Origin of the sequence: Pseudomonas sp. HB05, from assembly GCF_016756915.1 — a bacterium.
GTDB classification, from domain to species: Bacteria; Pseudomonadota; Gammaproteobacteria; order Pseudomonadales; family Pseudomonadaceae; genus Aquipseudomonas; species Aquipseudomonas alvandae.
Map to the genome: position 1 here is coordinate 248,318 of NZ_JAESPG010000002.1, position 20,937 is coordinate 269,254.

General features: G+C 62.8%; 20 protein-coding genes and 1 pseudogene. 18 read left to right on the top strand and 3 right to left on the bottom strand.

What is annotated here, in order from left to right:
- Positions 1-68 precede the first annotated feature (68 nt).
- Positions 69-956 carry a LysR family transcriptional regulator gene (locus tag JMN22_RS03635; protein WP_030141688.1) on the top strand — a complete coding sequence of 296 codons (888 nt, stop codon included), beginning with the start codon at positions 69-71 and terminating at the stop codon, positions 954-956.
- On the opposite strand, the gene JMN22_RS26500 is transcribed toward JMN22_RS03635, so the two are convergent.
- Complete coding sequence (locus tag JMN22_RS26500) at positions 862-1,188, bottom strand: winged helix-turn-helix transcriptional regulator (RefSeq protein WP_225936050.1); 327 nt, start codon at positions 1,186-1,188, stop codon at positions 862-864. The two genes, JMN22_RS03635 and JMN22_RS26500, sit on opposite strands and share 95 nt — an antisense overlap.
- Here JMN22_RS26500 and JMN22_RS03645 point away from each other — a divergent pair.
- From JMN22_RS03645 to JMN22_RS26510, 3 genes and pseudogenes are all read left to right on the top strand, one after another.
- A pseudogene (locus JMN22_RS03645) lies at positions 1,184-1,526 on the top strand (SDR family NAD(P)-dependent oxidoreductase); the annotation flags it as partial. The gene JMN22_RS26500 and the pseudogene JMN22_RS03645 sit on opposite strands and share 5 nt — an antisense overlap.
- Positions 1,527-1,641: 115 nt before the next feature.
- Positions 1,642-1,992, top strand: a complete 351-nt coding sequence (locus JMN22_RS26505) for an NAD(P)-binding domain-containing protein (RefSeq protein WP_236010241.1) — start codon at positions 1,642-1,644, stop codon at positions 1,990-1,992.
- Positions 1,916-2,143 carry a hypothetical protein gene (locus tag JMN22_RS26510; protein WP_236010254.1) on the top strand — a complete coding sequence of 76 codons (228 nt, stop codon included), beginning with the start codon at positions 1,916-1,918 and terminating at the stop codon, positions 2,141-2,143. The genes JMN22_RS26505 and JMN22_RS26510 overlap by 77 nt, the downstream gene beginning before the upstream one ends.
- Before the next feature lie 87 nt (positions 2,144-2,230).
- Here the strand turns inward: JMN22_RS26510 and JMN22_RS03655 are convergent, their stop codons facing one another.
- Together JMN22_RS03655 and JMN22_RS03660 are read right to left on the bottom strand one after the other, a co-directional pair.
- Positions 2,231-3,388, bottom strand: coding sequence for an alpha/beta hydrolase family protein (locus JMN22_RS03655; RefSeq protein WP_198795839.1), 1,158 nt, complete (start codon positions 3,386-3,388; stop codon positions 2,231-2,233).
- 216 nt (positions 3,389-3,604) lie between these two features.
- Positions 3,605-4,516 carry a LysR family transcriptional regulator gene (locus JMN22_RS03660; RefSeq protein WP_030141685.1) on the bottom strand — a complete coding sequence of 304 codons (912 nt, stop codon included), beginning with the start codon at positions 4,514-4,516 and terminating at the stop codon, positions 3,605-3,607.
- Between the two features lie 319 nt (positions 4,517-4,835).
- On the opposite strand from JMN22_RS03660, the gene JMN22_RS03665 reads away from it, so the two are divergent.
- From JMN22_RS03665 to JMN22_RS03730, 14 genes are all read left to right on the top strand, one after another.
- Positions 4,836-5,774, top strand: a complete 939-nt coding sequence (locus tag JMN22_RS03665) for a VOC family protein (protein ID WP_198795840.1) — start codon at positions 4,836-4,838, stop codon at positions 5,772-5,774.
- A gap of 15 nt (positions 5,775-5,789) precedes the next feature.
- Entirely contained in the window at positions 5,790-6,155 is a 366-nt protein-coding gene (locus JMN22_RS03670) for a Rieske (2Fe-2S) protein (RefSeq protein ID WP_030141683.1), read from the top strand.
- Positions 6,156-6,339: 184 nt separating this feature from the next.
- Complete coding sequence (locus JMN22_RS03675) at positions 6,340-8,019, top strand: DUF1302 domain-containing protein (RefSeq protein ID WP_198795841.1); 1,680 nt, start codon at positions 6,340-6,342, stop codon at positions 8,017-8,019.
- A 12-nt stretch (positions 8,020-8,031) separates the two neighbouring features.
- Entirely contained in the window at positions 8,032-9,396 is a 1,365-nt protein-coding gene (locus JMN22_RS03680) for a DUF1329 domain-containing protein (protein WP_198795842.1), read from the top strand.
- A 69-nt stretch (positions 9,397-9,465) separates the two neighbouring features.
- Positions 9,466-10,560: a WD40/YVTN/BNR-like repeat-containing protein gene (locus JMN22_RS03685; protein ID WP_198795843.1), complete on the top strand. Its 1,095-nt coding sequence runs from the start codon at positions 9,466-9,468 to the stop codon at positions 10,558-10,560.
- Between the two features lie 4 nt (positions 10,561-10,564).
- The gene (locus JMN22_RS03690; protein WP_198795844.1) at positions 10,565-13,099 is read left to right on the top strand and encodes an efflux RND transporter permease subunit; all 2,535 of its coding nucleotides are present in this window, start codon (positions 10,565-10,567) and stop codon (positions 13,097-13,099) included.
- 126 nt (positions 13,100-13,225) lie between these two features.
- On the top strand, positions 13,226-14,428 hold the full coding sequence (locus tag JMN22_RS03695; protein WP_030141678.1) for an MFS transporter: 1,203 nt from the start codon (positions 13,226-13,228) through the stop codon (positions 14,426-14,428).
- A 45-nt stretch (positions 14,429-14,473) separates the two neighbouring features.
- On the top strand, positions 14,474-15,547 hold the full coding sequence (locus JMN22_RS03700; protein WP_198795845.1) for an aromatic ring-hydroxylating dioxygenase subunit alpha: 1,074 nt from the start codon (positions 14,474-14,476) through the stop codon (positions 15,545-15,547).
- Positions 15,544-16,590: an aromatic ring-hydroxylating dioxygenase subunit alpha gene (locus tag JMN22_RS03705; protein ID WP_030141676.1), complete on the top strand. Its 1,047-nt coding sequence runs from the start codon at positions 15,544-15,546 to the stop codon at positions 16,588-16,590. The genes JMN22_RS03700 and JMN22_RS03705 overlap by 4 nt, the downstream gene beginning before the upstream one ends.
- Positions 16,587-17,540: a PDR/VanB family oxidoreductase gene (locus JMN22_RS03710; RefSeq protein WP_198795846.1), complete on the top strand. Its 954-nt coding sequence runs from the start codon at positions 16,587-16,589 to the stop codon at positions 17,538-17,540. The genes JMN22_RS03705 and JMN22_RS03710 overlap by 4 nt, the downstream gene beginning before the upstream one ends.
- 63 nt (positions 17,541-17,603) lie before the next feature.
- Complete coding sequence (locus tag JMN22_RS03715) at positions 17,604-18,176, top strand: cupin domain-containing protein (protein WP_198795912.1); 573 nt, start codon at positions 17,604-17,606, stop codon at positions 18,174-18,176.
- Positions 18,173-19,165: a fumarylacetoacetate hydrolase family protein gene (locus JMN22_RS03720; protein ID WP_030141673.1), complete on the top strand. Its 993-nt coding sequence runs from the start codon at positions 18,173-18,175 to the stop codon at positions 19,163-19,165. The genes JMN22_RS03715 and JMN22_RS03720 overlap by 4 nt, the downstream gene beginning before the upstream one ends.
- Positions 19,156-20,163 carry an NAD-dependent epimerase/dehydratase family protein gene (locus JMN22_RS03725; protein ID WP_198795847.1) on the top strand — a complete coding sequence of 336 codons (1,008 nt, stop codon included), beginning with the start codon at positions 19,156-19,158 and terminating at the stop codon, positions 20,161-20,163. Before JMN22_RS03720 ends, JMN22_RS03725 begins: the two co-directional genes overlap by 10 nt.
- Positions 20,150-20,935 carry a cyclase family protein gene (locus tag JMN22_RS03730; protein ID WP_198795848.1) on the top strand — a complete coding sequence of 262 codons (786 nt, stop codon included), beginning with the start codon at positions 20,150-20,152 and terminating at the stop codon, positions 20,933-20,935. The genes JMN22_RS03725 and JMN22_RS03730 overlap by 14 nt, the downstream gene beginning before the upstream one ends.
- Positions 20,936-20,937: the final 2 nt, after the last annotated feature.

Here is a 20,937-nt window from a genome sequence, read left to right on the forward strand (position 1 = left end):
TTGACAGGTTGCCGGGCGCTGATTAAAAAGAGAAATGCAAATAAAAGTTGGATCTATGAGGGAAACGCATGAATTTTGATCTCGCGGATTTACGCGGTTTTCTCGCCGTAGCGGATCTGGGTAGTTTCAGCGCGGCTGCCCAGGCGCTGCATTTGTCGCAATCCGCGCTGTCGCGTCGGGTCGACAAGCTTGAACTGGCCCTGGGCGTGCAGTTGTTCGAGCGCACCACCCGTCGAGTGGAACTCTCCACCATCGGCCGTGGTTTTCTTCCCCGCGCGCGGAATGTGCTGAACGAAGTGGAAAATGCGCTGATTGGTTTTCACGACCTGGCCTACCGGCTTTCCGGAGAAGTCACCATCGCCTGCGTACCCTCGGCGGTGGCGTATTTCCTTCCGGACGTCATCCGTCAATATCACGCCAAATACCCGGGAATCCGGGTACGGGTCATCGATGAGTCGTCGTCTGCGATCCTGACGGTGGTGGCCAGGGGGGAGGCGGATTTTGGCCTGACCTACATCGGCACCCAGGATGCCGATGTGGTGTTCCAGCCGTTGCTGGAGGAATCGTTTGTCGTCGCCTTGCAAGTCGGCCATCCACTGACCGAACGCGAGTCACTGACCTGGGACGACCTGACGACGGTGGACTACATCAGCCTCGCGCAGGGCAGCGGCAATCGTTTCCTCATCGACCAGGCGCTCGCCAACCGCGATATCCGGCCCCGGTCGTTCTGTGAGGTTAAGCATGTTCCGGCGCTGGTCAGCCTGGTAGAGGCGGGGCTGGGCGTGGGTGTGGTGCCCAAGCTGGCCATGCCGGCGGAAGGGCATGCGACCTTGGTCACGCGCCCGCTGACGAATCCCGCAATCAGCCGAACCCTGGGGCTGATATCACGCCGCGGGCGAACACTGTCCCCGGTCGCGCAATTGCTTTTCGACCTGTTGATGGGGATCGGGAAGTAACGACCGCCGCGTCCCTGGAACAGCCGCAGACCAGCGGAGTCAGTGCGTAGTCCACCCGTGGCGGCACTTCCTTGTAGTCGGTCCGTGCCAGGACGCGGTCGGCTTCCAGGTCTTTCAACTGCTGGATCAGCACTTTGTCGCTGACGCCTGGGATCAGCCGCTTGAGTTCGCCGTAGCGCTTCGGACCATTACGCAGAAAAAACAGGACCAGCGGTTTCCACTTGCCGATCATCCTGACCGGCTCCAGCGCCGGCACCACCGGCGCCCCGGGCATTCAGCGTCTACAGCGCGAGCAAGGCAGCCGTGCGCAACCTTGCACGGACCTGGGCGGAGGACTTGAAGGGCACCGGTATTCGGGTCAACGTGCTGTCGCCTGGGCCGACGGCGACCGAGCTGGCCAAGGAAGCGTTGGGCGAGGAGGGCATGAAGGTCTTCGCCTCGATGAACCCGCTCCAGCGCATGGCCGATCCGGCAGAAATCGGAGCCGTTGCCGCCTTCCTCGCCTCGGCAGACAGCAGCTTCATGACCGCCAGCGAAGTTGCCGTTGATGGCGGCCTGGCGCAAATCTGATTTTTCGCGCCCGGCCAGTCGCTCCATTCGAAATCCGGAGCCCGCAGGGCGCAGTGACCCGAGGAACCATCCATGAGCTACGCAATTATCGGCTTCGGCAAGATTGGCCAGGCGCTTGCCAAGGCATTCGCCCGAAGCGGCCGCGATCGGCCCGGGGCTCATTCCCAAACGGCTGGCGGAGGCGGTCAACGCGGACGTCCTTTTTTTGGCTGTTCGCTACGAGTCGCACCGGGATGTTGCGAAGGCGCTGCCGAGCTGGGAGGGCAAGACGATCATCGATGTGACCAATGCCTATGGCGTATCCCCTGAAGAACTCGGGGGCTTGCCTTCTTCCAAGGTGGTCGAGCAGGCCTTCACGGGGGGCGCGGCTGGTAAAGGGGTTCAACCATTTGATCGCCACTGTCCTCGAGCAGGATCCGACGGTACAGGGCGGCAGGAGAGTCGTGTTCCTGGCGAGCGACGATGAGCGCGCAGCGGAAGAGGTGGGTGCGCTTGCGGAGAACCTCGGGTTCGCCCCCATCAGGCTGGGTGGGCTTTCGGAAGGAGGAATGCTTGTGCAAGCGCGTGGAAACAGCTGGGGTAAGCTGATCTTCAAGGATTTGATCAAGTTCGACTGATAAGTCGGGCTGGCTGTTCCGATTCGATCAGGCTCAGGCGGACAAAGGACCGCCAGAGCCTGATCCTGGTAGCTCGTCAGACGCCGCTCATGCCGTACGACCACCGAGCACTTCAGCCACCCAGTCGGCAATGTACTGGCCGGCATTGATACTGTTGTCGAAGCTCGAATGCTGCACGCCGCCCTCGCGCTCGGTGAAGATTTTCAGTTCGCGTTTCGGGCTGTTGACCAATTGGTCGTAGGTACGATGTGCCCATTTCACCGGGATCTGTGAATCCTTCTCGCCGTGGGTGACCAGGAAGGGCACCTTGATGCGATCCAGGATGCCGTCCAGATGGACCTGCTCGGCGATGGCCATGAACTGGTCCGTGTCTTTGGCGCCCCAGACCCAGGACACATGGGACCAGTAATGCGGCACCGGGAAACTGCCTTCCTTTTCCAGGCGACGCTTCTGCACGTCGCGCCAGTCATGATTGGCGCCCCATACCACACCGCACGCAAAGCGCGGCTCGAAGGCCACGGCGCGCGGGCAGTAATAACCACCGAGCGACACGCCTTCCAGGCCAATGCGTCTGGCGTCGATATCGTCGCGGGTTTCCAGCCAGTCCACCACGCGACTGGCCCAATGTTCGCTGTCAAAACGTGCCGTCAGGTCATGCAGGCGCAGTGCTTCGCCCGTGCCGGGCTGGTCGATGATCAACGACGACACGCCACGTTTCGCCAGCCAGGCGGGGAGGCCGACGCGGTATTTCATTTCCTTGGTGGAATCCAGCCCATTGACCTGCACCAGGATTGGCGCGGGGCCGCTGACGCCTTCGGCACGGACCAGCAGGCCGGAAAGGTGTTTGCCCTCGTAGGGGATTTCCACGCGCTCACAGTTTTCCCGTGACAATTCGATGCCGCGCTGGAAGGTCTGTAGAAATCGCTGGTAAAGCTCCGTGCGGCCCGGCGCACCATGGGCCTGCAGGCGTTCGCAGCTCAGGTAATAAGTGGCGGCGCGGTTGTACTTTTCACCGGCGGATAACATCCGTCCCTTGCCTTCATCTTCTTCTGCCAAGCCGCACAGCTTGTCGGCCATGTTCGCCCAGGTTTCACGGAAAGCCTGGCTGCCGGCGGCATCCGGCTGCCTGGCGGCTTCTTGCAATGGCGCGCACATTTCCTCGATTTCGCCGATGCGGGCGCCCATTTCAATGGCCAGGTCGACGGAAAGGTTCCACACGTAGTTGGTTGGAAAGTAGCGAAACATGATTGTTGTTGTCCTTATGCAAGCAAATGCAGGCGGCCAGGACCGGAGCGAGGATCGCCAGGCCTGACAGTTCGAAGCAGGCTAAGGGGAGGCCAGTTGTTTGGCCAATCGCGAGTCGGGATGGGAGGTATTGCGAACGGCGATGGAGGGGGCGTGCACCATCGGTTTGGGGCCAGGGGCCGCACGCCAACAAAAAGCTCAAGCAGCGGGCGGTCGCTACTGCTCCAGTTCGTTGATGATCTGGCTGATTTTCGCCCGCAGCCAGCGGTGCATCGGATCGCCTTCCATCGTGCGGTGCCAGAGCATGAACTCACGCATCACCGGGATCTTTACCGGTGGTTGCACGATGCGCAGCGGCAGGTAGTTGGCGTAGAGCCTGGCCATTCGCTGGAGCATGGTCGCGATACGCTGGGTGCCGACGATCAGTTGTGGCAGGGTATTGAAGTCGTGGGTCACCACTTCCATGCGGCGGGTGAGGCCGTATTGGCTCATTAGCCATTCTTCGACGCTCAGTTGCCGGTTGCGGCCGAAAATCACGGAGACGTGGCCCATCTCGATGTATTGATCCAGCGTGATGCTGTCGCCCACCAGGGTATTGCCATCCCACACAACGCAAACGTGTTCTTCTTCGAACAGCAACTGCGACGGGTGGCCTTCGATGAGGTAGTGCTCGGGCACGATCATCATGTCCGCTTCGCCGCGCATCAGCAGCTCGGTGGAGGTGTCACCGGGGCCCAGCAGCTCGAAGGTGATGTGCGGGGCTTCCAGGGAAATCTTCTGGATAACCCGGGCGAACAGTACACTGATCAGGTAGTCCGAGGTGATCAAGCGGAAGTGGCGCTTGCTGGTGGCTGGATCGAAGACCGGTTTGGCGGTAATCGAGGACTGGATCGTCAGCAATATTTCACGTACCGGCGCCGCCAGTTCCCGGGCATAGGGCGTGGGTTGCATCTTGCGCCCGACCTGCGCCAGCAGTTCATCTTCGAAATACAGGCGCAGCCTGCCCAGTACGCCGCTGGTGGCGGATTGAGTCATGTGCAGGCGTTCGGCGGCGCGGGTGATGTTCTGCTCTTCCAGCAACACATCAAGCGCCACCAGGAGATTGAGATCCAGGTGGTTGAAACGCATGGCGGTCTCGATTCTTGTATTTATTTTGTAAATACATTCCGACCTTCCTATCGCGGCGTCAAGTCCCGCAAGCGGGCGAATCGAGTATCGCCGATTCGATATTCCCCGCCGCTTGTGCGGCGCAGCCAGGTATCGCATTTGCCGATAGGTCGCATCCCGACAAGCGATTAGTCAGTGAATTCCTACCCCTTCAGTATCGGCCCACAGTCGGCCGACCGTGAGGCCTTGCCGACTCCAGGACCCGGCTCGGCAGCGCATAGCCTCCAGCCTTGAGAGCGGGTGCTGGCCTCATGCGAATAATTACAACGGAGTGGTAACCATGAACATCATCGGTCTTGATGCCTTGATTTTTGGCGTCGACGATATTGAAGCCTGTACGCATTGCCTGCGTGACTACGGTCTGCAACCTGTCGATGTCGACAGCGAGGGCGGTCGTTTCGAAGCGCTCGACGGCACGGCGGTGATTATCCGTCGGGCGGATGACGTCCGTTTGCCAGCGGCCATCGGGCCTGCACCCTCGATTCGTGAAACCGTCTATGGCGTGGCCGGCGTGGCGGATCTCGAGGCCATCGCCGATGAGTTGGGGCGCGACCGCCTGGTGACTCGCGGTGCCGATGGTTCCGTGCACAGTGTGGACGACATGGGTTTCGCCATTGGTTTCCAGGTCAGTGTGCGACGCCCGTACAGCGCGCCCGCCGACCTGACCAACGCACCGGGCCATGCTCCCCAGCGTCCGGTCAACCAGCCGGCAGTCAACCCGGACATGCAGGCCCTGCCACGCACATTGTCCCACGTGGTGTATTTCGTGCCGGATGCGGTCAAGGCCGAAGCCTTCTACAAGCGCCTGGGCTTCGTGACCACGGATGCTTTCGTTGGCGCGGGCCCGTTCATGCGTCCGGCCGGTTCCGATGACCATCACTGTCTGTTCATGATCCAGACCCCGCCGCACATGAAGGGCTGCGAGCACTTCACCTTTCACCTGGGCAGCGGCACGGAAGTGCTGCTGGCGGGCCGGCGTTTCGAACAGCAAGGCTGGACCAGTTTCTGGGGCCCGGGCCGCCACCTCTTCGGCTCCAACTGGTTCTGGTATTTCAACAGCCCACTGGGCTGCCATATCGAATATGACGCCGACATGGACAAGCACGACGACGACTGGCAAGCGCGCCACGCGTCGTTGTCGGCGGATAACTCGCAGCTGTTCCTGTTCACCTCCCGGGAAAAATGGTTCCCGAGCGGTCCGCCGCCGAAGCAGGCCTGAGTGCGGATTTCGTCCATGGGTCATGAAGCGATGGTGCTGTGCCGCCTGGATGAACTGGTCGAAGGGCAGTCCCGCGGGTTCGACCCTCTGGGCACCGGAAAGGACAGCGTATTTGCCCTGCGCCATGACGGCGAGGTGCGGGTTTATCGCAACCGTTGCCCGCATCTGGAGGTGCGCCTGGAGTACCGCAAGGACCGTTTTCTCAGCGTCGATGGCCGCCAGGTCATCTGTTACGCCCACGGTGCCAGGTTCCTTCCGGACACGGGTTTGTGCGTCTACGGGCCGTGCCTGGGCGAAAGCCTGAGTGCTCTGCAATGGCACGCGGAGGCTGATTGGCTGGTGCTCGAAGCCGGCCAACTGGAGGTGCCTGCGGGGTCATGAATGTATCGCGGTTTCTGATACATCGTATCCCTACATGCGATTAGTCAAACGCCTGCTTTGCCGAGAAAGTGAACACAACCCGGCAGCGAATGCGTGCAAAAACAGTCGGTAGGCCTGGCTGGATTGCGGCACGGTTTTACCAGAAGAACTGACATACAAAAAAAACAATAAGAGGGTTACTTCGATGGCTACTCGCAAGATCGCTGCGTCGCGGCGCGTCCCCTTTACCCTGACCCTTGCTGCGAGCCTGGGACTGGGCGCTTCGGCTGCCCAGGCCTTCCAGATCGACACCGGCAATCCCGACCTCAGCTTGCGTTGGGACAATACGCTGAAGTACAGCGCGGCCTGGCGGCTGAAGGATCCCAGCAGCAAACTCAGCGAGGGCCAGACGGCGCTGAACCAGAATGACGGCGACCATAACTTCGGCAAGGGGCTGATCTCCAATCGCCTGGACATTCTTTCCGAACTGGACATCGGTTTTCACAACTTCGGTGCCCGTCTGAGCGGCGCCGCCTGGTACGACACCGTGTACCAGGACCGCAACGACAACAACGACGCGGCCAGCGCCAACCAACGGTCGGTGGGCTTCGACGAATTCACCCACGACACCCAGCAATTGCACGGTGGCGACGGTGAACTGCTGGACGCCTTTGTCTACTGGAACGGTGAGCTGGCCGACCGTACGTTGTCGGTTCGCGCGGGGCGCCACGGCCTGATCTGGGGCGAGAGCCTGTTCTTCGGCGGCAACGGGATTGCCGGGGCCATGGCGCCGGTGGACGTGGTCAAGGCGCAGTCGGTGCCCAACACGCAGTTCAAGGAAATCACCCGGCCGGTCAACCAGCTCTCCACCGCGTACCAACTGACCGACGATGTGTCATTGGGTGCCTTCTACCAGTTGGAGTGGGAAGCCACCCGCTTGCCGGGCGCAGGCAGTTATTTCTCCACCAGCGACACCATCGGCGACGGCAATGAACGGCTGATCACGGGCGGGCCATTCCCGGATTTCCTGGGCGGCAATGCCAACAGCCCGGCGGCGTTTTTCCATGGCAAGGACAAGAAGGCCAGGAGCTCCGGCCAGGGCGGCCTGCAGCTCAAGTACAACACCGGGACGACGGATTACGGCCTGTACGCGCTGCAGTACCACGAGAAAACCCCGACGTTGTATTTGAAGCCGAATGCCACCGGGCCGAACTTCAGCACCGGGCAGGTCGGCGAATACTCCTGGGTCTACCCGGAAGATATCCGGGTCCTGGGGGCCAGCTTCGCGACGTCGGTGAACGAGTACAGCTTTGCCGGCGAAGCGTCGATGCGCTGGAACATGCCGCTGGTCTCCAACGCCCAGACCGTCCTGCCGGGCGTCGACGCGGACAACAACGATGACGCCCTCTACGCCGTCGGCCGCACGGCCCACGTCAACCTCAACGTCCTGGCCTCGCTGGGCCCTTCCTTTGTTTCCAATGAAGCCAGCCTGGTGGGCGAGGTCGCCTGGAACCGCCTGCTGGCCGTGACCAGGAATCGTGCCGCGCTGGACCCCAACGCCACCGATGACGGCCTGGGCTTGAAGCTGGTTTACACACCCACCTATCGCCAGTTCTTCCCAGGCGTGGATATCAGCGTGCCGGTGGGCATCAGCTATTTCCCCATGGGCAAGTCGGCGGTGATCAGTGGGTTCGGGCCGGATCGGGGAGGGGACATGAACATCGGCGTCTCCGCCACCTACCTGGACCAAGTGACCGTGGGGCTGACCTACACCCACTTCTACGGTCCCGAGGATACCAGCCTCAACGCCGCCAACCAGTTCAACTACAAGCAGTCGCTGAAGGACCGGGATTACCTGGCTTTCTCCGTCAAGACCACGTTTTAAGAGGATTCGCGCATGACCATTCAGTTCACTCTAAAGGCCTTGTGCTTAACCCTGCTGGCTGCCGCCGCGCCGATCGCCCTGGCCGCCAGCGCCGAACAAGCCGCCGCGCTGGGCAAGACCCTGACGCCCTTCGGTGCCGAGAAGGCTGGCAATGCCGACGGCAGCATCCCGGCCTGGGACGGTGGCTACACCAAGGTCGAGCCGGGCTATGTCCCGGGCGCCAAGCGCAGCGATCCGTTTGCCGCCGATAAACCCTTGTTCAGCATCACTGCACAGAACCTGACCAAGTACGCCGACAAGCTCAGCGACGGCACCAAGGAGCTGTTCAAGCGCTTCCCGGAGACCTATCGCATCGATGTCTACCCGACCCGGCGCACGGCGGCCGCGCCGCAATGGGTCTACGACAACACCTTCAAGAATGCGACTCGGGCCAAACTGATCAACAGCAGTGCCGGCCTGATTCCCGACGGTGCCTATGGCGGGATTCCGTTTCCGATTCCGCAGAACGGCACCGAAGCCATCTGGAACCACGTGTTGAACTGGCGCGGCACTTCGGTGGCGGGGCATTTTCGCCACTATCTGATGACCGCCGACGGCAACCAGGTGATGACCAGCGACGGCCTGCTGACCCAGGAAATGCCCTACTACTTCCAGGAGCGCGGTCCTGAAAACTACTCGGGCGACTACTGGCTGGTGCACTTCGTCAACCTCGGCCCGGCGATTCGTGCCGGCGAGCAGATCCTCGGGCGTGAAAACATCAACGGCGACAAATCCCAGGCCCATGTCTACCTGAGCGGCCAGCGCCGGGTGCGCACGCTGCCCAACGCCTGCTGTGATACGCCGACGCCTTCCACCGCCGGGGTCATGTCCTTCGATGAGTTGAGTGTGTGGGGCGGTCGTACGGACCGGTTCGACTGGAAACTGGTCGGCAAGCAGGAAATCTACGTTCCCTACAACACCAACAAGGTGCAGAACGCTGCCCAGCCGCAGGACCTGTTGGGCAAGCACCATCTGAACCCGGATTACGTGCGCTGGGAGTTGCACCGCGTCTGGGTGGTCGAGTCGACGGTGGCCGCCGGCAAGCGCCACCAGTTGCCCAAGGGCCGCTACTACCTCGACGAGGACACTTGGCAAGCCCTGCTCGGCGATCGTTGGGACGCCAGCGGTCAACTGGCCAAGACCCTCTGGTCGCTGCCTTCCGTATTGCCCGACCTGCCAGGCCTGGTGCAACTGTCATCCGGTTTCTACGACCTGACTTCCGGTGCGTGGTTTATCCAGAACCTCTATGCCGGGTTGCCGGAGCAGTATCGCGCGGTTGATCGCTACAAGGCCTCGGAGTTCTCGCCCGCGGCGATGGCGGGTCGCGGCGTGCGTTGATCGGGCCGAGAGCCAGGGGCGGGCCTGTCGGCCTGCCCTTGGGGGATGAATGTTTTTCCGAGGTGGGTTATGAACAGAATCAGTCAGGCGGGCGCGTTGCTCTTGGCCCTGTGCCTGCCCGTCGTCGCGGGCGAATGCCTGGCCGGGACGGCTGCCGTGGACGTGCCGCTGAATACTCCCGCCATGCAAGTGTCGGGTGCGCAGAAAGGCGTTTTGATCGACCTGGCGCGCGCCGGTACACGTCTCGTCGCCGTAGGTGAACGCGGGCTGGTGGTGTTTTCCGACGATAACGGGCAGAGCTGGCGCCAGGCTTCGGTGCCGGTGTCGGTCAGCCTGACGGCGGTGCAGTTTGTCGATGCGCAGCAGGGTTGGGCGGTCGGCCACGCAGGCGTGGTGCTGACGACGCACGATGGCGGCGAGCACTGGACGCTGCAGCTCGACGGCGTGCGCGTGGCACAGCTGGAACTGGAGGCCGCCAAGGCCGAGCAGGCCACGGCAGCCAACCCGGACGACGCCCTGACACGGGTACAAAGTGCCGAGCGTCTGGTCGCCGATGGGGCGGACAAGCCCTTCCTGGCGCTCCAGTTCATCGATGCACACCGTGGGTTGATCGTCGGGGCCTATGGCTTGGCGCTGCAGACCACCGATGGCGGCGCGACCTGGCATTCATTGATGGGGCGCATCGCCAACCCGAACGGCTTGCACTTGTACGCCATCAGTCGCCAGGGCCCGCGTTGGTTCCTGGCGGGCGAGCAGGGTTACCTGGCGCGCTCGGACGACGACGCGACGTCGTTCAGCCAGTTGGACAGCCCTTACGAAGGCAGTTTCTTCACCCTCCAGAGTCGTGCCGATGGCGCGCTGCTCGTCGCCGGCCTGAAGGGCAACGCCTTTGTTTCCAACGATGCCGGCACAAGCTTTCAGCGCCTGTCCGTTCCCGTGCCGATTTCCTTCAACGACGCCACCCGCCTGGCCGACGGTCAGGTGTTGCTGGTCAACCAGGCCGGCACGCTGTTTCGCAACGGCGGGCAGGTGCTGCTGCCATTTGGCAAGCCGTTGGGCAAGCCTGTTTCAAGTCTGATCGAGGCCGCCGATGGCAGCCTGGTCGTTGCCGGTTTCACCGGGCTGCAGCGTATTGCGCAGCCAGCCACTGCCGCTTCGGAGTGAGGTTATGACGTCCCCTGGTAAGTTCCCCCAATCCCCTGCGAATGCGTTCGACGATTTCGATCCGCGTTCCGGCTCGGTGCTCGAACGGGCATTGTTCAATCATCGCCTGTGGGTGTTGCTGCTGTGCCTGGCGACCACGCTGGTGTTGGGTTGGCAGTCCAGCCGCGTCGAGCTCAACGCCAGTTTCGAAAAAATGATTCCCACCCATCATCCCTACATTGCCAACTACCTTGAGCACCAGCAGGAGTTGAGCGGGCTGGGCAACGCCTTGCGCATCGCCGTGGTGAACAAGCGGGGCGAGATCTATGACGCTGACTACCTCAAGACCTTGCAGGCGTTGAGCGACAAGATCTACCTGCTGCCCGGTGTCGATCGCGCCTACATGAAATCGTTGTGGACGCCCGCCACGCGCTGGGTCGCCGTGACCGAAGCCGGCCTGGAAGGCGGGCCGGTGATCCCGGATAACTACGACGGTGGTTCCGCCAGCCTGGCGGCCTTGCGGCGAAATGTGCAGCTGTCCAACGAAATCGGCCAGCTGGTGGCATTCGACCAGGCCTCGAGCATCATCCAGGTCCCGCTGTTGCAGCGCACTCCCGACGGCCGGCCCTTGGACTACACCCGGTTGTCGCAACAACTGGAATCGCTGCGCAGCCAATACCAGAGCGACAGCGTTGATATCCATATCACCGGTTTCGCCAAGAAAGTCGGTGACCTGATCGCCGGCCTGCGGCAGATCCTGATCTTCTTCGCCGTGGCGATCCTGATCACCACCGTCGTGCTCTATTGGTACACCCGCTGCATTCGCAGCACCTTGCTGGTGGTGTTCTGCTCGCTGGTGGCGGTGGTCTGGCAGCTTGGCCTGCTGCCGCTGCTGGATTATCAGCTGGACCCCTATTCGGTGCTGGTGCCGTTCCTGGTGTTTGCCATTGGCATGAGCCATGGGGCGCAGAAGATGAACGGGATCATGCAGGACATCGGTCGCGGCATGCACCGCGTGGTCGCCGCGCGTTTCACCTTTCGCCGCCTGTTCCTCGCCGGGCTCACCGCGCTGCTCTGTGATGCGGTCGGTTTCGCGGTGCTGATGATCATCAAGATCCAGGTGATCCAGGACCTGGCGATGATCGCCAGCATCGGCGTCGCGGTACTGATCTTCACCAACTTGATCCTGCTGCCGATATTGCTTTCCTATATCGGGGTCAGCGGCCATGCGGCGCGACTGAGCCTGAAAAGCGAGCACGCCGAGCAAGCCGGCCAACATCGCCATGGATTCTGGCGCTTCCTCGATCTGTTCACCCAGCGTCGCTGGGCGGCATTGTGCATCGCCTTGAGCCTGGCGCTGGCGACGCTCGGCTTCGTGGTTAGCCTGCAATTGAAGGTGGGTGACCTGGATGCAGGCGCTCCCGAACTGCGTGCTGACTCGCGCTACAACCAGGACGATGCCTTCCTGACCCGGCATTACGGCGCGAGCAGCGATCTGTTCGCGGTGATGATCAAGACGCCTGCCAGCGCCTGTTCGCGCTATGACATCCTGAACAAGGTCGATGCCCTCGACTGGCAATTGCGTACCTTGCCGGGTGTCGACTCGACCAATTCCCTGGCGCTGCTCAACCGTCGAATGCTGGTGGGCCTCAGCGAAGGCAGCCCGAAGTGGTACGAGCTGCAGAACAACCAGGCGATGCTCAACATGATCACCGCCGGGGCGCCACGCGGGTTGTACAACGAAGACTGCAGCCTGCTGACGCTGTACACCTACCTTTCCGATCACAAGGCGCAAACTTTGACCCGCCTGGTGGAGCATGTCGAACAGTTCGCGGCGGCGAACAATACCAACGACGTCCAGTTCCTCCTGGCTGCCGGCAACGCCGGAATCGAGGCCGCGACCAATATCGTGGTCAAGCAGGCCAATCGGGAAATGCTGTTCTGGGTCTACGGTGCGGTGATCCTGCTCTGCCTGATCACCTTCCGCTCCTGGCGTGCCACGGTGTGCGCGGTGATTCCGCTGATGCTCACCTCGATCCTCTGCGAAGCGCTGATGGTCTGGCTGGACATCGGCGTCAAGGTCGCGACCCTGCCGGTCATCGCCCTCGGCGTGGGCATCGGCGTCGACTATGCGCTGTACGTGATGAGCATCCTGCTCGGTCACATGCGCCAGGGCACCAGCCTGTCGCAGGCGTATTACCGGGCACTGCTGTCCACCGGCAAGGTGGTGATGCTGACCGGTGTGACCCTGGCGATCGGCGTCGCCACCTGGATGTTTTCGCCGATCAAGTTCCAGGCCGACATGGGCGTGCTGCTGGCGTTCATGTTCGTCTGGAACATGGTCGGCGCCCTGGTCCTGTTGCCGGCCCTGGCGCACTTCCTGTTGCCGAGCGAACGGATCAGTCGGGAACAGACCTTGGCTGAACCCATCCCGCCGACCAGCTTGGCGCTCACGCCTGCCGTGGTCGAGGAGGGCGGTTGCCTGCAACAGGCCCTTTGTCCGCAAACCCCGGGACACGATCAACGCGCAACGCCCTGCGCCCAACCCATTGCGTCATGACAATAAGAAAGGATGTTCCCATGCCTCGCATCTATCAGCTCCAGCAGTATCTCTGGCTAGCGCTTCGAACCGGTCTGGTCGCTTTCGGGGTGGCGTTCTGCGCGACCCAACCGCCGGAGGTGCGTGATGAACGTTGAACGCCAGGCGCGGCTGCCGCAGTCCTTGTTGCTGTTGCTCGGCAGCTGCCTGCCGGTCCTCGGCGCGGTGCTGCTGGCCCCCGTCCTGCCGCGCATGCAGGAACACTTCGCCGACACCCCGGGCGTCGCGGTGCTGGTTCCCATCGCCCTGACGCTACCGGCGCTGATGATTGCCCTGTTGGCACCTTTCGCCGGGATCATTGCCGACCGACTCGGACGCAAGCCGTTGCTGATCGGCGCGATGTGCCTCTACACCGTCTGTGGGGTGCTGCCGCTCTGGCTGGATTCGTTGCAGGCGATCGTCGTCAGCCGCGCCGGCATCGGCCTGGCCGAGGCGGCGATCATGACGTGTTGCACCACGATGATGGGCGACTACTACAGCGGCGCGCGGCGTGAACGCATGTTCGCCCTGCAAATGGTCGCGACCTCGTTGTCGGCGGCGATTTTCATTGCCATCGGCGGCGTGCTGGGCGAGTACGGCTGGCGCACACCGTTTGCGCTGTATGGGTTGGGGCTGGTGCTGCTGCCGTTGATGGCCTGGCTGCTGTGGGAGCCGCATGGGCGTGACGTCGCGGCGAAAAAAGCCGCAGGCGCGACGTTTCCCTGGCGCGCCTTGGCACCGTTGTATGGCCTGGCATTCCTTGCCGGATTGAGCCTGTTCATCGTGCCGGTACAAGTTGGTTATCTGCTCAACCTGCTGCATGTCGAAGGGTCGCAGCAGATTGGCTTGACCATGGGCGCCAGCCAGCTCGGCGTACTGGTCGGCGCGTTGAGTTTCCGCCTGTTCAGTGGCGTGCCGGCGCACCGGCAGATGCTCCTGGCCTTCGTCGCCGCTGGCATCGGCGGTGGGTTGCTGGCGGTGGCCGACAGCCATGGATGGGTGGTGATCGCCGTACTGATCAATGGCCTGGGTATCGGCCTGATGATGCCGACCCTGCTCACCTGGATCATGGCCCAGGTCGACTTCCAGCAGCGCGGCCGCGCCGCCGGTGGTTTCACCTCGATGTTCTTCGCCGGGGAGTTTGTCAGCCCGCTGGTGGTGCTGGCGATCACCGGTGGGGTGACCAGCGCCTTGCCCGCCGCGCTGGGCATCGTTGCCGGCGTTCAACTCCTGGTGGCCGTGGCCTGTATTCGGTTGCGTGGCGGCGAGTCGGTTTTTCCCGCTGCGGTTGCGGCAAAGCCTGATCGCTGATTCCACATCCCAAAAAAACAAGAACAAGAACAAGAGGAGAACGATATGAGCTATTTGCTCAACACCTGGTACATCGCCGGGTGGGCGGACGAGTTGGCGCCAGGGGCGATGCTGGGCAGGACCATCGTCGAACAACCCATGGTCTTCTTTCGCGACAGCCGGGGCGCGATCCAAGCGCTCGCCGATCGTTGCCCGCACCGTTTTGCCCCGCTACACATGGGCACGATTGTTGGCGACAGCATCCAGTGCCCATACCACGGCTTGCGTTTCGACGGCAGTGGCCAATGCACGCACAACCCCCATGGCGAGGGAAACATCCCCAAGGCGGCCTGTGTCCGCGGGTTCGCGGTCGTTGAACGCCACGGCGCGATCTGGGTCTGGCTGGGTGAGCGTCACCTGGCCAGCGATGCGCTGATTCCTGACTTTTCCTTTTTCGAGCAGGCGCCCACCCATGCCAAGGGACACGGGTACCTGCCTACACGCGCGCATTACGAGCTGCTGTCCGACAACATCATGGACCTGAGCCATGTTGATTTCCTGCACCCGGATACGCTCGGTGGCGGAGCGTTGTCACGCACCCGCGCCGCCGTCGAGGAGCTGGCCAACGATCGCGTGCGCATCAGTTGGTGGGCCGCAGATGATGTTCCTCCGCCGGCGTTCGGCGCTCACCTTGAAGATCCGAGCCGGGCAGACGTCTGGGCCGAAGTCATCTGGCACGCGCCTGGCCTGATGCTGCTGGGCAGTGGCGCCACCGCGCCAGGGCGCCCCAGGGAAGAGGGACCGGTGACCTGGAACCTGCACCTGATGACCCCGCAGGATGCGACGAATACCCATTATTTCTTCGCCAACACGCGCAGTTTCGAGCAGGACAACGCGCAATTGAACGCCTTCGTCCAGGACATGTTGATCGGCATCTTCGCCGGTGAAGACAAACCCATGGTCGAGGCCCAGCAGCGCCAGATAGGTGAGGTTGACTTGCTGGGCCTCAACCCGGTGTTGCTGCCCGTCGATGCCGGGGCCGTGCGCTGTCGGCGGGTGCTGCGTCGGTTGATTGAAACCGAGCGCGCGGCGACGCACGCCAACCCGTCATCAAGCTTTGGAAAAGAGGTATTGCGATGAGCTTCCTACGCAACGTCTGGTACGCAGCCGCCTGGGGAACCGAGGTCAACGCCGGAGAGCTGTTCCAACGAACCCTGCTCAACGAACCCGTGGTGTTTTTTCGCGATACCCAGGGCACCGCCCAGGCCATTGCCGATCGCTGCCCCCACCGTTTCGCGCCCCTGGGCATGGGAACGCTTAAAGGCGATTCGGTGCGTTGCCCGTACCACGGCCTGGAATTCGATGGCAGCGGCACCTGCATGCATAACCCCCACGGCGATGGCGCCATTCCCAAGGCGGCGAAGGTCAAGGCTTACCCGCTGGTCGAGCGCCACAGCCTGTTGTGGATCTGGATGGGCGATGCAGGTCTGGCCGACGCGACGCTGATTCCGGATTTCAGTTGCATGGACGAAGACCTTTGGTATGTCGGCAAACGTTATTTGCACGCGCGAGCCAACTACGTGCTGGAAACCGACAACATCATGGACCTGAGTCATATCGAGTTCCTGCACCCGTCAACGTTGGGTGGTGATGGCGTCAAGAGCGCGTTGACCAGCGTGCAGGAGGAGGGCAACACCGTTTGGTCCAACCGCCAGACCGTCGCGGAAATCATGCCGGAATTTCTCTACGCCGCCTGGAACATTCCCCAGGGCACTCCGGTGGACCGTTGGATTGATGTGCGTTGGGATGCGCCTGCGAACATGTTGTTGTTTTCCGGTGCGGTGGCGACAGGGCTCCCCAGGGAACAGGGCGTTTCCACGCCGATTCCGCATCTGTTCACCCCGGAAACCGAGGCCACGACTCACTACTGGTTTTCAGTTTGTTTCCCCAAGGCAATGGGCGAGTTCGCCGAGCGATTCGCTGACGAGCAAGCGGCCGCGATCAACCAACCCTTTGCCGATGAAGACTTGCCGATGCTCGAGGCGCAGCAGCGCATGATGGGCGATGCGTCGTTCTGGGACTTGAAGCCGGTCCTGCTGATCGGTGATGCAGGCGCCATCCGCGCGCGGCGTGTACTCGATCGCTTGATCGCTGCCGAGCAGCCTGTGGGTGCCAAGGGATGATCGAAGTCATCGTCACTCGCAAGCGGCGCGAAGCCGAAGGCATCTACAGCTTCGAGCTGGCTCCGGCCGAAGAATCCGTGCTGCCTGCCTTCAGCGCCGGCTCGCATATCGACGTGCACCTGCCCAATGGCCTGGTGCGCCAGTACTCGCTGTGCAATCACCCGGAAGAACGCCACCGCTACCTGCTGGGGGTGTTGCTCGACCCGGCGTCGCGCGGTGGTTCGCAGGCCATGCACGAGCAGGTCCACGAAGGTAGCCGGCTGCGCATCAGCGAGCCGCGCAACCTGTTCCCGCTGGAATATGGGGCGGGGTACAGCGTGTTGTTCGCGGGCGGTATCGGCATCACGCCGATCCTTTGCATGGCCGAGCGCCTGGCGCGGATCGGCGCGCCTTTCGAGTTGCACTATTGCGGTCGTTCAGCCGGGCGGATGGCCTTCATCGAGTACATCCGCCATTCGGCGTTGGCTGACAACGTGCACATCCATGTTGACGACGGTGAGGATGCCCAGCGCCTCGACAGCGCTCGGGTTCTGTCCGCGCCGGCCAATGATCGCCACCTGTATGTCTGCGGCCCGAATGGCTTCATGGACCATGTGCTGGATACCGCACGCACGCAGGGCTGGGCCGAGGCGCAGCTGCACCGTGAGTACTTTACCGCTGCCGCTGCGCCGGCCAGCGAGGCGGGCGGGTTCGAGGTGCAACTGGCAAGCACCGGGCAATGCTTCCAGGTGCCTGCCGCGCTCAGCGTGGCCCAGGTGCTGCTGGAGGCCGGCATCGACATCCCGTTGTCCTGCGAGCAGGGCATCTGTGGCACTTGCCTGACACGGGTGCTGGAAGGCGAGCCGGAGCATCGCGATATGTTTCTGACCGATGCCGAGCGAGCACGCAACGACCAGTTCACGCCGTGCTGCTCGCGCGCCAGGAGCGCGCGGCTGGTGCTCGATCTTTAAGGCTTTCCCATGAATCCATTTTTACCCGCTGGCACGTTCCACCAACAGATCGAGGACTTGAACATGCAACAGCTTCCTGATTTCAAACGCGTGGTCACCGGGCACGATGCCCAGGGGCGGGCGGTGGTCGCGCTCAGCGGACCGACGCCGAACAGCTTCCCGCTCAAGGCCGTGCCCGGCACGGTCTTCCACGAGATCTGGAACAGCGGCGCCAGCCCGGCCGCGCTCGACAACGGCGACGACCCCACCCGCAAGCCGCTTCAATTGAGTCCGGCCCCTTTGGGCAGCGTCATCCGCGTGGTGGATATCCCGCCCGACAGCGTGCAGAACCAGGTCAGTGCCGAGGATGCCGCGGCAGCCTTCGCCGAAATTGGCCAGGCCCACGCCGGTACGGGCCAGGCGGACTCCACGCACAAACTGATGCACCGCACCGAAACGCTGGATTACGGCGTGGTGACGGAGGGCGAGGTCTGGCTGGTCCTCGATGGCGAAGAGGTGCACCTCAAGCGCGGTGACATCGTCGTGCAGCGCGGCACCAATCACGCTTGGAGCAATCGCACCGAGCAGATGGCACGCATGCTCTTCGTGCTGCTCGACGGTCGCTTCGCCCCCGAACTGCAAGGAGAACGGGCATGAAGCTCAGTACTCTCAAGGATCACAGCCGCGACGGTCGCCTGTTGGTGGTATCACGCGACTTGGCCTGGGCCGTGGATGCCAGTGATCTCGCGGCGACGCTGCAGGAGGCCATCGAGCATTGGCCGAGCGTCGAGGCCGCTTTGCGCGCTCGCTATGACGCCCTGAACGAAGGCGCGCTGGTCGGGGCCTTTGCCTTTGATCCGCAACAAGCCGCCGCACCCTTGCCGCGTGCCTGGCAGTGGCTGGATGCTTCATCGTTTCTCAGCCATGGCGAGCGGATGCAGAAAGCGTTTTCGCTGGATCCCATCGAAGGTGTCGAACACACGCCCCTGATGTACCAGGGTTGCGGCGATGACTTCCTCGGCGCCCACGATGACATCGTGCTGCCCAGTGAAACCCATGGCATCGACTTCGAAGGTGAATTCGCCGTGGTGGTCGATGAAGTTCCCATGGGCTGCTCGGCGCAAGAAGCCCTCGCCCATATCCGTCTCATCGTGCAAGTCAACGACGTCAGCTTGCGCGCACTTGCACCCCGGGAGATGAAGACCGGCTTCGGGTTTATCCAGGCCAAATCCTCATCAAGTTTTGCCCCCGTGGCAATCACCCCCGACGAGTTGGGCGAAGCCTGGAGCGACGGGCGCGTGCACTTGCCGCTGAAGGTTGAATGGAATGGCCAGTGGTTCGGGCATGCCCACGGTGGCGCGATGCATTTCGGCTTCCATCAGTTGATCGCCCATGCAGCGCTGACCCGGCGTCTCAGGGCCGGCTGCGTGATCGGTTCCGGCACGGTTTCCAATGCCGACCCCAGCGTTGGCGCGGCTTGCATCGCTGAACGTCGTGCCGTGGAGATGATTGAACAGGGCGCGCCCAAAACGTCCTTCATGCGCTTTGGCGACCGGGTGCGCATGGACGTCCTCGATGCGCAAGGGCAGTCGGTCTTTGGCGCGATAGACCAGCGTGTCGTCCGAGGAGACCGCCCATGCGCGTGATGATTACCGGTGCCAACGGCTTTGTCGGGCGGGCACTGGTGCAGCGCCTGCTCGACACGAATCAGCTGCGAGGCCAGCCAATCAGCGCGTTGATCCTGCTGGATAAGGAACTGGCGGGCTTTACTGACGACAAGCGCGTGCGCCGTCATTGTGGCAGCGTCACCGATGCCGCGTTGCTGCGTCGCGCCCTGGCCGATGGCATCGATGTGGTGTTCCACCTGGTGAGCGTGCCGGGCGGCGCGGCCGAGCAGCTGTATTCACTGGGCTATCAGGTCAACTTGCTGGCGAGCCTTGAGTTGCTCGATCAGTTGCGCGAACAGCCTGGCGTGCCGGTGCTGGTGTACGCCAGCAGCGTGGCGGTATACGGCGGCGACCTGTCGGCGCGCATGGATGAGCGTGCCGTGCCACACCCGCAAATAAGCTATGGCGCGCACAAGGTGATGGTGGAAACGGCCCTCAACGATCTGGCTCGGCGCGGCGAGGTGGACGGTCGTGCCGTGCGCCTGCCCGGCATCGTCGCGCGTCCACGTGAACCCAACGGCCTGCGTTCGGCATTCATGAGCGATCTGCTGCACGCGTTTGCCCAGGGCGAGCCGTATTGCTGCCCGGTGTCGCCGCAGGCGCAGGCGTGGTGGATGTCGGTGCGGTGCTGCGTCGATAACCTGCTGCGAGCCGCCGAGCTGCCGACCGCCGAACTCGGCGGCTCACGTGTCTGGCAACTGCCGTTGTTGCACCTGTCCATTGCCCAGGTCATCGATGCCCTGGCCGCTGCCTACGGCCAGGAACGCCGCGGACTGATCAGCTTCTTACCGGATGCCGGGCTGCAAGCCTTGTTCGGCAGTTTCCCGGCGATGAAAACCCCACTGGCCCGGGCCCTTGGCTTTCGCCATGACGGCTCGGCTGCCGCCTTGATACGTAACAGTTTGAAGCCTGCTGGCTCGGCGCGTCGTGCGCGGGGGCGGGTGGCGCTTGGAGTGACCGATCATGCAACCGACTAAACGCCGTCTGGTGGACCTGTCCGTGACCCTGGACAACAACCCTTACACTGATCCGCCGCCGTTGCTGCCGAAAATCGACTACATGGACCATCAACAAGGCTGGCCGGAGATGGCCGCGATGTTTCCCGGCCTGGCCAAGGCGCAACTGCCTGGCGACGAATCCTGGGCGGCGGAGCGCCTGCAAATCACCACCCACAGCGGTACGCACATGGACGCCCCTTGGCATTACGCCTCGACCACGGACGGCGGCAAGCCGGCGTTCGGCATCGACGAGTTGCCGCTGGACTGGTGCCTGCAACCGGGGGTGAAACTGGACTTTCGCCATATGCCTGACGGTCACGTGGTCAGCGCCGCCGAAGTACAGGCTGAGCTGGCGCGCATCGAACACGTGCTCCAGCCGTTGGACATCGTCCTGGTCAATACCCGCGCCGGTGCGCTGTTCGGCCAGCCAGGTTATCTGGATGCCGGGGTTGGCATTGGCCGCGAGGCCACGTTGTATCTGTTGGAGGGCGGCGTACGCGTGGTCGGCACCGATGCCTGGAGCTGGGACGCGCCGTTCAAGTACACGCGCGAACGCTTCGCCGCCACCGGCGACGCCTCGATCATCTGGGAAGGGCACAAGGCCGGACGCGACATCGGCTACGGCCAGATGGAGAAACTGGCGAACCTGGAATGCCTGCCCGCCCATGGCTTTCAGGTGTCCTGTTTCCCCTACAAAATCAGGCACGCCTCGGCCGGCTTCGTCCGCGCCGTGGCGATTTTCGAGGAATGACC

What these genes read in the sequence shown, in the direction of transcription:
- JMN22_RS03725 (WP_198795847.1), top strand. Translation starts at nt 19,156, where the DNA reads ATGCGCGTGATGATTACCGGTGCCAACGGCTTTGTCGGGCGGGCACTG.
- JMN22_RS03660 (WP_030141685.1), bottom strand. Translation starts at nt 4,516, where the DNA reads ATGCGTTTCAACCACCTGGATCTCAATCTCCTGGTGGCGCTTGATGTG.
- JMN22_RS03680 (WP_198795842.1), top strand. Translation starts at nt 8,032, where the DNA reads ATGACCATTCAGTTCACTCTAAAGGCCTTGTGCTTAACCCTGCTGGCT.
- JMN22_RS03685 (WP_198795843.1), top strand. Translation starts at nt 9,466, where the DNA reads ATGAACAGAATCAGTCAGGCGGGCGCGTTGCTCTTGGCCCTGTGCCTG.
- JMN22_RS03675 (WP_198795841.1), top strand. Translation starts at nt 6,340, where the DNA reads ATGGCTACTCGCAAGATCGCTGCGTCGCGGCGCGTCCCCTTTACCCTG.
- JMN22_RS03690 (WP_198795844.1), top strand. Translation starts at nt 10,565, where the DNA reads ATGACGTCCCCTGGTAAGTTCCCCCAATCCCCTGCGAATGCGTTCGAC.
- JMN22_RS03705 (WP_030141676.1), top strand. Translation starts at nt 15,544, where the DNA reads ATGAGCTTCCTACGCAACGTCTGGTACGCAGCCGCCTGGGGAACCGAG.
- JMN22_RS03715 (WP_198795912.1), top strand. Translation starts at nt 17,604, where the DNA reads ATGCAACAGCTTCCTGATTTCAAACGCGTGGTCACCGGGCACGATGCC.
- JMN22_RS03665 (WP_198795840.1), top strand. Translation starts at nt 4,836, where the DNA reads ATGAACATCATCGGTCTTGATGCCTTGATTTTTGGCGTCGACGATATT.
- JMN22_RS26500 (WP_225936050.1), bottom strand. Translation starts at nt 1,188, where the DNA reads ATGATCGGCAAGTGGAAACCGCTGGTCCTGTTTTTTCTGCGTAATGGT.
- JMN22_RS03710 (WP_198795846.1), top strand. Translation starts at nt 16,587, where the DNA reads ATGATCGAAGTCATCGTCACTCGCAAGCGGCGCGAAGCCGAAGGCATC.
- JMN22_RS03695 (WP_030141678.1), top strand. Translation starts at nt 13,226, where the DNA reads ATGAACGTTGAACGCCAGGCGCGGCTGCCGCAGTCCTTGTTGCTGTTG.
- JMN22_RS03700 (WP_198795845.1), top strand. Translation starts at nt 14,474, where the DNA reads ATGAGCTATTTGCTCAACACCTGGTACATCGCCGGGTGGGCGGACGAG.
- JMN22_RS03730 (WP_198795848.1), top strand. Translation starts at nt 20,150, where the DNA reads ATGCAACCGACTAAACGCCGTCTGGTGGACCTGTCCGTGACCCTGGAC.
- JMN22_RS03670 (WP_030141683.1), top strand. Translation starts at nt 5,790, where the DNA reads ATGGGTCATGAAGCGATGGTGCTGTGCCGCCTGGATGAACTGGTCGAA.
- JMN22_RS03720 (WP_030141673.1), top strand. Translation starts at nt 18,173, where the DNA reads ATGAAGCTCAGTACTCTCAAGGATCACAGCCGCGACGGTCGCCTGTTG.
- JMN22_RS03635 (WP_030141688.1), top strand. Translation starts at nt 69, where the DNA reads ATGAATTTTGATCTCGCGGATTTACGCGGTTTTCTCGCCGTAGCGGAT.
- JMN22_RS03655 (WP_198795839.1), bottom strand. Translation starts at nt 3,388, where the DNA reads ATGTTTCGCTACTTTCCAACCAACTACGTGTGGAACCTTTCCGTCGAC.